This is a genomic window from Changchengzhania lutea, assembly GCF_006974145.1.
In the GTDB taxonomy this organism is placed as follows: domain Bacteria; phylum Bacteroidota; class Bacteroidia; order Flavobacteriales; family Flavobacteriaceae; genus Changchengzhania; species Changchengzhania lutea.
In genome coordinates, this window is record NZ_CP039456.1 from 4003416 (window position 1) to 4013657 (window position 10242).

At 33.5% G+C, this 10242-nt stretch carries 4 protein-coding genes and 1 pseudogene; 1 reads left to right on the top strand and 4 read right to left on the bottom strand.

Annotation, left to right across the window (positions count from 1 at the left end):
• Nucleotides 1-4 precede the first annotated feature (4 nt).
• The 4 genes from FAF07_RS17865 to FAF07_RS17880 are packed head-to-tail and all read right to left on the bottom strand — an operon-like array spanning nucleotide 5 to nucleotide 9788.
• Complete coding sequence (locus FAF07_RS17865) at nucleotides 5-6037, bottom strand: type I polyketide synthase (protein ID WP_142786396.1); 6033 nt, start codon at nucleotides 6035-6037, stop codon at nucleotides 5-7.
• Nucleotides 6030-6941: an RnfABCDGE type electron transport complex subunit D gene (locus FAF07_RS17870; protein ID WP_142786397.1), complete on the bottom strand. Its 912-nt coding sequence runs from the start codon at nucleotides 6939-6941 to the stop codon at nucleotides 6030-6032. Before FAF07_RS17870 ends, FAF07_RS17865 begins: the two co-directional genes overlap by 8 nt.
• Nucleotides 6938-8842, bottom strand: a complete 1905-nt coding sequence (locus FAF07_RS17875) for a CRTAC1 family protein (protein WP_142786398.1) — start codon at nucleotides 8840-8842, stop codon at nucleotides 6938-6940. The genes FAF07_RS17870 and FAF07_RS17875 overlap by 4 nt, the downstream gene beginning before the upstream one ends.
• Nucleotides 8811-9788 (bottom strand): DUF1702 family protein, encoded by a 978-nt coding sequence (locus FAF07_RS17880; RefSeq protein WP_142786399.1) that lies wholly within the window; start codon nucleotides 9786-9788, stop codon nucleotides 8811-8813. The genes FAF07_RS17875 and FAF07_RS17880 overlap by 32 nt, the downstream gene beginning before the upstream one ends.
• 306 nt (nucleotides 9789-10094) lie before the next feature.
• On the opposite strand from FAF07_RS17880, the pseudogene FAF07_RS18940 reads away from it, so the two are divergent.
• Nucleotides 10095-10238 (top strand): annotated as a pseudogene (locus FAF07_RS18940) (IS982 family transposase); the annotation flags it as partial.
• Nucleotides 10239-10242 lie beyond the last annotated feature (4 nt).

Here is a 10242-nt window from a genome sequence, read left to right on the forward strand (position 1 = left end):
CTAATTAAATATATTGCAGTAATGCGTTTTTTAATTCTTTAGGAATACCTTCTCTATAAGTTTTTATTCCTTCATTTGTTCTTTCCATACAAGCCACTTCTTGCTTCCCTTTGGCTACAAGCTCTTCTCCATCTTCAGTTTCTCTGTAATAATTAAAATTCATAAAAATTCTATTGTTTATGAGGTCGTCTAAAGCGATGTACATATTTACGGTATCAAACGCTGAAAGTTCCTTTAGAAATTTACATTCTGTAGAGCATGTAATTAGTGCTAGTCTACCATCAGATAATAAAGATGTAATGGGCTCTTTTTCTCCTTTTTCGTTAGTGATTTTCATAACGTTTTGACGTAAAAAAGCTTCTCTGCATTTTCCTTGCCATTTTGTATAGTTTGAAAAATATACGTTACCAACGAGATTGGTTTCTTCAAAATCTACAGTAAAACTATGCTTAAATAATTTGGTATCCTTAGAGACTTTTTTGCAAACAGTTATAATTATTTCTGAAGCAATATCTTTATGTCTGGTTTTCCATGAGAAAGTACGAAAACCATCGCCAATAAATTCAATACTATTGGGTTGATCATTTACTCTTGAAGTTAATTTTATTGGTAAAAGAATCTCCATTTTCCTTAAGCTTTCTCTTACTCCCCATAATCGGGTACAAGCAGTATTAAAATCTTCATTTAAAGCTGTTGCGAGTTCTATATCTTTTTCTTTCAATAAGGTATACCAATTTTTTTCAGATCTGTCACTAATTATTTCTAAATCACAGCCTACAGCTATATTTGCCTGAACCGTTAAATGGATGTTTTCTAAATTAGATTTGGAAATAAAATTATCAGATGAGATTAGTAATGGTTTGCCATCTGGCCTATAGGTTTGTTCAGGAGTTGCTTTATTGATTTCTAAAGTTAAGCCTTGCATCTTCTCTTCAGAGAGCATTCTATTTAATGATAATGCTAATGTCGTATCTGAAAGTGCTTTGACTTGCTGTCTTCCCCCTTTTACAATTTTATAAGAGACACTTAAATATTGTGATAGGACATCACCTGTAAATGTAACTAATGTAACATCATAATTAAATACGTCATTGTCTCTATAGTTTTCTTTAGCATGGATTAATAACTCTTCATTTGATGATTGTAGTGTTTTTGTATCAATATAAATACGGTCTATAGATGTAGGTAATAATGTAAAATGAGGCACACAAGCTTGTACAACATGCAACATAGCATCATTTATCTCCGGATGAAGCGTTAAAACAGATTGATTTTTATTAGATGAGAACCACTTCACAGATTTAATATTAACGCTTGCTACGGCTTCAAAAGGACTTAAGTGGTAATATTTATTAATGCATTTAAAGCGTCCTGTATGAAAAAGTAGTGTACCATAAAGGTCCCCTTCAATATCAATTTTTGGGATATTAAATTCTGGTAAGAGAAGGACTTTAGCATTATGCTTTTTATCAATATTAAATTCTGCCTTAACATAAATCGTTTCTAATTTATTTGTGTTGGTTAAAAAGAGTTTAATCGTATTATCTTGACGATATGCATTTACTCTTAATAAGAGATCTTGTTCAGAAATCAGTATTGGTTCTATTAATTCTAAGCTTGAAAAATTTAATTGCTCAACAACTTTTCCTTGCAAAAAAGCAACAGTTTGAGTCATAATTTCGAGTGACATTACTGTTGGGTAAACGATAACATCGTCGATTTTATGATCTTCTAAATACAAATCTGTAGCGGTAGATAATGTAAATTCTAAGACAACTTCTTTATTTGGATATGATAAAATAGGGGTCTCGATAAATCTAAAATTTGAAATTTTAGGCTGCCAAGACTTTATCGTTTTATTACGACCATATCTTCCTGATACAATTAAGTTTTCTTTGGCATTAGACAATACCAGCTCTAAAAATTTTTCAACACCTGATTCAATACTTATAGGATCTATTCCTTGAATGCGTAACTGCTCTAACACACCTAAATGGTCTCCCATTCCTGTTCCTCTCCAAACAGACCATGCTATATTAAGCCATCTCTTTTTTGATGTATTTGCCCAATTTTTCAAAGTATTAACCATCCATTCATTTGCTAAAGCATAATCTGCATTTCCGCGCATTCCTGTGTGTGCTATAATAGAGCCAAATGTGATTACTTGCTCAACAGATTCTTGGTAGCATTGCAGTAAATTTTTAAGTCCTATATGTTTTGGTTCTAAAGTCTTTTTTAAATCATTATGGTTAAAATTAATAATTGGGGTAGGGGTATTAGTTCCAGCCCCATGAAGAATTACAGTTATTTTACCATATTTTTCGTTTATGTTTTTCTTTATTGCTAGTAAGTCTTCACTAGAGATCACATCACATTCATAATAATGGTAAATAAGTCCTGCTTGATCAAAACGATCTAAATTACGTTGTACTTCTTTATGCTCTTTTGGAGAACGACCTATGATAATTGTTACATTATTTTTCTTTTTTGCTAATGCCAATGCACATTCAGCTGTAATTCCTTTGGCGCCACCAGTTACAAGAACAATATCTGTATGTTTAATTTTTTCATCATTTAAAGAGACACTAGAAACCGGTTTCATTAATGCAATTTCCCTATGATTATTGTTTAAATAACTCACCTCATGTAACCCTGAAAGATTTTGCACTTCTTCTTTTAACTTAGGCAAAATGTCTTGGAGCTGATTGGCAGTAATCAATAGAATATCAATTTGTGGATATTCTAAGTACAAACTTTTGCTCCATCCTGATGCAAGGGATTTATCTTGGATTATGATTAATTTCTCGGGCAATTCACGGTTCATGTATTTTATTAGTAGTTCTAATTTTTTAATGACTTGTAATTCGTTACAACCAATCAATGAAATAATACAACCATAACCTGGAAGTTTTATATTTAGCTTACTGTCTATAGAGATCCACAAATTATCTTCATCATTCAATAGTGTAGTTGTAAAAAGAGATTCTTTAAACCACTCAATATTGAAAGCTTCAACCCAATGGTAGCGAGGTTGAATACTTTGTTCTATTGTGTTTCTATCAGTGCTATTACTATCAAAGACATGTACTATTTCTGAAAGTGAAGCATTTGCATATTCTATGGGAGTACCTGTTATTGTATACCCTAAAGTATGGCTTAATTCAGCAATAATATCACCAACCACAATAGAATTAAGATGTAGGTCGTCTAGCATTCTTCCATCATTTTCAATAGCTTCCAATGGTAGTTTTGTTCTCTTAGCAATGATCTGTTTTAAAACATCAATAGTTGAAGATGATGTATTAATGGCAATTGCATGTTCTTCAGATAGAGATGTTTTAATCATTTCGGGATTAGGGGAATATAAAAAATTTGTTGTTTTCTCACACGGATTACTAATAAACATAGGATTCCAAGGAAAATACATCTTTTTCACGTATCGTTTGTTAAACAGTTTTTCCAAGTTGATAGGGACTCCTTTTGTGTAAAGAATGCCCACGACCTCCAATAATCCATCCATATTATTTGAGATGTCAATGGACGTAACGGGTGTTCGTGTAATCGATTTTGCAATATTTGTTAGTGTTTTGCCACTACCAATTTCAATCCATAGATCTACATCTTTATCTCCTTTTTCAAAAATTTCTAAAAATTGAACAGGATTGTCAAACTGATCAAGCAACAATTTATTGATATCTTTCGTGGTACTTAATCTTCCAAGTGTTGTAGGTGAAAGTATTTTAGTTTTAATGGTATTGTAGGTCAAAGTATCTATGTAATGTTTAAAAGGTAATTTCCCGCTTCGCATTAAGGGAGAATGAAAAGCCCGTTTAACTTTTAATGACGCAAAGGGGATATCGGTATTAAGTAAAGCGTTTTCTACTTTTTTTAGTTCTGTATCAGATCCAGAAACAATGGTTTGTTTGTTAGAATTTTGGCATGCAATGACCACATCATACCCATTTAGAATATTTGTGACTGTAAGCTTGTCAGCCGATATACTGCACATTCTTCCGTTTTGATTTCCGAAATCGTTCATGAACTCGCCTCGTTTAAGAGAAAGCTCTTTCAAAGTAGTCAAATCAAGGGCTCCGCTCCAGTACAAAGCAGAAAGTTCGCCTAAACTATGACCAATGGCAAGATCTGCCTGAACCCCAAAAACAGATAACAATTTTAGTGCTATTGCCGTATTTCTTACAATAAAAGGTTGTGTTAAAGCGGTATTATCTAATTGAATATGACCATTTTCAATATCGAATGTCTTAAGAATACCTTCGATTTCGAAAAAACGGTTTTTATATAAATGAGATGATACAGCATGTCCAGTTCCTTGTCCTGGGAATAAATAACCAATCTTTACAGGTAGTTTTTCTGATTCAAAAAACACGCCTTCTGACTTTTTTGACGCATTTGTTATGATGTCTAGAGATTTTTTCAACCTTAGTGATAATTCACCAGGTGAAGATGCTACAATTGCTAAACGCTTTGTGACATTTTCTTTTAATTTTTTGAAAAGTACGTTACTTAAATCAGATAATTCTCCAATAGAAAGTTTTTCGGCAAAGCTCAGAATTTCCGACACCTGAAATACGAGGTCATCTATATTTGAAGACGAAAAAAGAAAGAGTTCCCCCTCTTGATATGATGGTATCGTTTCAGATATTATTTTTGTTTTATTCTTTGGATTGTTTTGAATAGATATATGAACATTAATGCCACCAAACCCGAAGGCACTAACACCACAAATAATATTTTTATCCTTTATATCAACCATTTCTAATGGAATTCTCAAGTTTTTACTTGAACTGAGAATATCGTGACTATCATAGTGTCCATGTTGTGCAGGTATTTTAGATTGCATTGCAACAAGAACCGTTTTAATAAATCCCGCTATTCCAGCTGCAGCCTTTGTATGTCCTATAAGTTCTTTAATAGCTCCTATATAAACAACATCGCTCAGGGGTTGAGTTAGAGAATCTAGAGCAGTTAATTCTGTTTTATCACCAATTCTTGTTCCAGTTCCATGAGTTTCAATGTATTTCAAAAAAGACATACTATCATTAGGGTAGGCTTTTCTAATTGCTTTTTCTTGCATCGAGGCTTTAGGCCTTGTAATACCCCCTTTACCATCAGACGATATGCCATAACCATTCATGAAGGCATAAATAGAGAGTCCTTTTTTTTCAGCAATATCTGCATCCATTAGTACGACAAAGCCGCAACCTTCACCTGGTAAAAACCCATTGGACTTTTTAGAAAAGACGTACATTTTTTCTTTAGCCAAAGCTCCAGCTCTTGAAAATCCTACTAACTCAAATGGATCTAAACTAATGTCTACACCTCCAGCCAATGCCATGGTTATCTCACCTGATTCAATAGCCTTACATGCTGTTGTTATGGCTAAAAGAGAAGAACTACAGGCGCCATCAACAGTATAGCCTCCTCCATTGAAGTCATAATAGTTGCATATTCTCCCAGCTATTGTATTTGAAAGGCCTCCTGCCAAAGAATCTTCTTGCATTACTGGAAAAGCAGCTTTGTAACGCTTTTCAATCCGGTTTAAAAAGTCGGTTACTTCTTGTGCATCCCATTTTTGCCCCTCTAACTCATGTCTAATAGTACTATAAACATATGGCCATCTTTGTCTGAGCAAATTTGACCTGGTCATTTCACCAGTTAAGGTATTACCAATAAATACCCCAGTAGAGCTTCTTAATGCATCATCAATCTCAAGCTTTGCATCATTTATTGCCTGACTGGCTATATCAAGGGCAATCCAATGAGTTATATCTGTAGATAAGTATGTTTCTTTTGGGATTTTGAACTTCACCCTATCGAAATTATAATCACTAATTACGGCTGCTTGATTTTGATAAATAGCATCTTGATTGTCCGAAAAATAGTTTGAATTGAGTCTTTCTTCTGGCATTTTTCTAAACGCTTTGCGTCCAGCCAAAATATTATGCCAGAGTTCTTTATATCCGTTTGCCTCAGGATATAAACATTCCATTCCTATTATGGCGATTCTTTTATTCATGTTTAAAAATCAGCTTATAAGGTTTTAAAACACTTCCCAAATTCTTTTTAAAATACGGTTGCATGTAAATGGCTAAACCTCTTATAAAACATACGATTAGAAGTGAGAAAAATAGTCCAAACACAATATGAGAAATCATTAGGAGACCATAAATTAGTGCAACTGAAGCACCAAAGACTATTTGTCCTATAAAACTTGTAGGAGTGGTTCCCGGATCGGACACCATGTAAAACGTAAATAATAAAAAGGCCAATCCAGTAATTGGCAATAATGCAGAAACAAAACTAGAATCAAAAAATAAAGCTCGTATGCCAGCCTGTAAGACAAAAACGCATAACCAAGACAATATTAATGGAAGTTTTCTGGTGTATTTAGCATTTAGCAATGTTCCAAGGATTACTAGAAATAACGGAAACATCCAATCTCCAATACCATGGAAATTTTCAGTAAACATATAGGGTTGGGAAATTCCTACCCAAGGAAATAGAATTAATGTTATTGCAATTCCCATGTTTGAAGGATTAAAAAAATGTCTAACCCGACCATTCAATCGTATGCGGAAAATGTATTTTGATAAAATAGCAAATGCTGTCGCGAATATTTGTATGAAATATTGCTCATTAGTATATAAAAGCATGGCAACAGCTAGAGCGGTTATATGTGCTGGAAGTAAAAAATAAACCCATTGTTTTAGGCTTCCTAAAAAACGAGCCTTACGTTTCTGAATCCGCGACTCTAAATACTCAAAGAACAATTCCAATATGTATGCTGTAAGCAAAGAAATTATGGGATGAGCATAGGACTGTTCGAATCCTAAGTATGCAAAACCTAAAATGTTTAAAGCAGTTATTGCGATTGAAAATCGTATAAGCGCTGCTAATCGTATATTTTTTATTTGTTTCATTTTTTTAGGTCTTGTTTAAGGTTGATTTCATGCCAGCCTGGAGATAATGTTAGTATTTCTTTCTGCCTCTTTCCGTTTCTATCTATCCATTTAAATTCTAAAGCTATACTAGACTCTGAATCGATATTTCCTAATCCAAAATGGACTTCGCAGCTATCAACTCCAGAGTGACCATTACCACCGTTTACGTACCCTATGAGCTGCTTGTTATCTGCCAATTTAACTCCATCTATTTTCAATATTCTTACTTGACAACCAATTGCAGGATACCTTGAGGTAAAAGTATTAACAGTTGTTTTTTGATTATTAATGGATTGGTAAATACTTAAGCCAATAAATGCTCCAGTTTGATTGTTTAAGTCATTATTATTTATATATAATCTCGAATCTTCCCATTGATTGGCAACTACAAAATCAAGATCTCCATCGTGATCTATATCAGAAATGGCAAGGCCTCGAGTTACTTGCTCCTGATCGATACCTAATTGTGAAGCGATGTCAAAAAAGTAGCCGTTTTGATCTTTAACAAAGAATGGGTTATGGGCATTGCCACAAAGGTCGTCACCTAGCTTAAACTTATGCCATAGAGAAGCATTGGAGAGTAACTCATCATTTCCCATAGCGACTTCATGTAGTTCAGGCCATCTATTAACTTCCCCTTTAATAAATCCGGTTGCCTGTATTGCCTCTTTTGTACCGTCATTATTAAAGTCGGCCAATTTGCAATCCCATCCCCAAGAACTTCTTGACAATCCAAGGGACTCACTTTCATTTTCAAAAGGAGCTAAACCATTGGTCATATCTTTAAAGTTTCCAGTATTTAGGAAAAGAAAATGGCTTTCTTCAAGCGCATATTCGGCAGCAATATTACTCACATAAATATCTAAAAGGCCATCGCCATTAATATCGGCAAAGTCGGCTCCCATGCCTTTAAAAGAATCTTTTCCCAAAACCGATGATGCCATTGTTGTGAGAGATCTAGTTCCTTTTAGTAATTCAAACTTTACATCCTCAGTTGTCGAGCGATTTAGTAGTAATTTATCAGGTCCAAAGTCATTTGCAATATAGATTTCTGGAAGTAAATCATTATTAATATCGGCAGCCGCTAAGGCTAATGTCCAATCTAAAGGAGTTCCTAATCCTTCTAGCCAATCTTCGTCTTCTAAAAATCCAGTTTTCGATTTGTAATTAGACAGAAACAATCTATTTCTGGATCCATTGTCGGCTCTAGACATTGAGTGTTGCATAAATTGGAACTCTGTATTTTTTACATTAAGTACCTCTGCCGAATCTGGGAAATAATTCCCTAATATTATATCAACACTGCCATCACCATTAACATCCGCAAGTGTTGCAGCATTTGTATACCATTTTTCATTTGTGTTAGTTAATTCCTTTTCTTCAAAAGATCCACTGTTTTGGTAAAAAATGACTGGCGTTCTTCCCCAATAGTAAATAAGGACGTCCATTTCTCCGTTTTCATCAAAATCTGCCGATAATGTGCCCATGGGAGCCATTGTTTCATTACTATAAGGCAATTGAGTAACTTCAAAAATGAACTGTGGCGATTTTGATTCAGGTATAAGATAGACTTTGTCCGTTCTTGGTTCAGTAAGAATGAGGTCATTAAAAATGCCTTTACCAGAAATATCTGTAAAAGTTGCAGCGGCACCCACTGAAGATATCCAGGACGAAATATGTTCGTACGATGGATGTACGCGACGGTTTTTTTTGAGGGAAGCTTCACCAATATCTATTTTGATAACTTCGAATTTAAAGCTTTCTGCCATCTTCTCTTTGTAACTATCATCTATTCTAGGAAGTTTCGCAGAAAAGTATAACAAAAATAAGATGCTTAAGGCCAGTATTCTAATAAGCTGTTTTTGTAAGAATGATTTCATTAGAAAATTGTTTTTGAAAGTTCAGTATGATATTGTGACGCCATTTACTATAGGCATTGTCCTCATGAAAGCTATTAACTAGCTTATGGTATTCAAAATCGGTTATAGCTGTAGCTTCTTTTACCTGTAACTCACAAAATATTTCTGAGGCCAATTCGGTATGCTCAACCACATTATCCGCTAAGGATCTGGCTTTACATGCGAATGCAACCCCTTGTGCCATGTCTGCTTTATATGATTTTCCATGAGTGCGTAATTCTATTAATTCTTTTTTGGAAACACCACCAGCATATCCTGCTGCAAGGCCTATACCTGACCATAAATCCGGTAAGTACTGTGAGTTGAAAGATGCTATTTTGGCAGCAATTTTAGATGGTTGTCCTCCATAAATAAACCATAATGCTCTACCCACACCTTGATAAAAATTATGTCTGGAGTTACTACTTTTTAACTCTGTAGGAATTTTTAAGTGATACACGTAGTCGTTCGTTTTAAAATATGCTTGATGAAACCCGTAACCATCCATTATCAGTCCTCTTAACAATGGATCATACATTTTAATTTGATGTTCTATTTTTGTAAATGGAAGCCTAGCAAAAGCCCAACCAATTCCAACGTGAATCATGTAAATATGTTCAGAATGTTTTTTCATCAACATATCTATAAGCTTTCTTTTATTAAAGGTAAAGGTGCCAACAAGAGTCAAAGACATAGAAAGCCCTTCGTAGAAAAAACCAGAGTACATTTGATCTTTCTTTTTGAAATTTGAATTTTTTAAATGAGGATCTTTGAAAATATGATGATAGCCTGTTAAAAAGGTTCTTCCTATTTTTTCTAAATGATTTTTTCTAAATGTATCTGGACAATCGAATCCCCGCACATCTATCTCAACATTTTTTGTGGATACATTTAAAAGCTTTGAAAGAAGGAAACTAATGAGTAACATATATAATTACTTTAAAAAATATAATCAATGTCTTATTCAACATTCTTAATAGAACAGTTGAGTAAATTAATTAGTTCTTTTTGCTATTTTTTGACGGGTGATTAAGCAAGATAAAGTTAGCTTAATCTATAAAAAATCAAATCTTTGGGAGATGAGATAAGATTTATAAAAGAGAGAATTATAAATATACAAAAAAATCTTATATAATTATTTAAATCAATTGGATTTTGATATGATTCCTTAAACTTTAAAAAAAAAATACTAAAGACTGCTACTTAACGTATTTAATTCTAAATATGGTAAGTCCAATTTAAGATAAGGCGTAATTACGCAAAGTCTTTTCAGGAATTTAAAATATTAAGCAAAATAACGGCATTAACAGTAATTCAATATTTGAATTACTTTGTCTTTAACAGAAATAGTAACAACATTAAAGTTAATTTAACCTAAATGT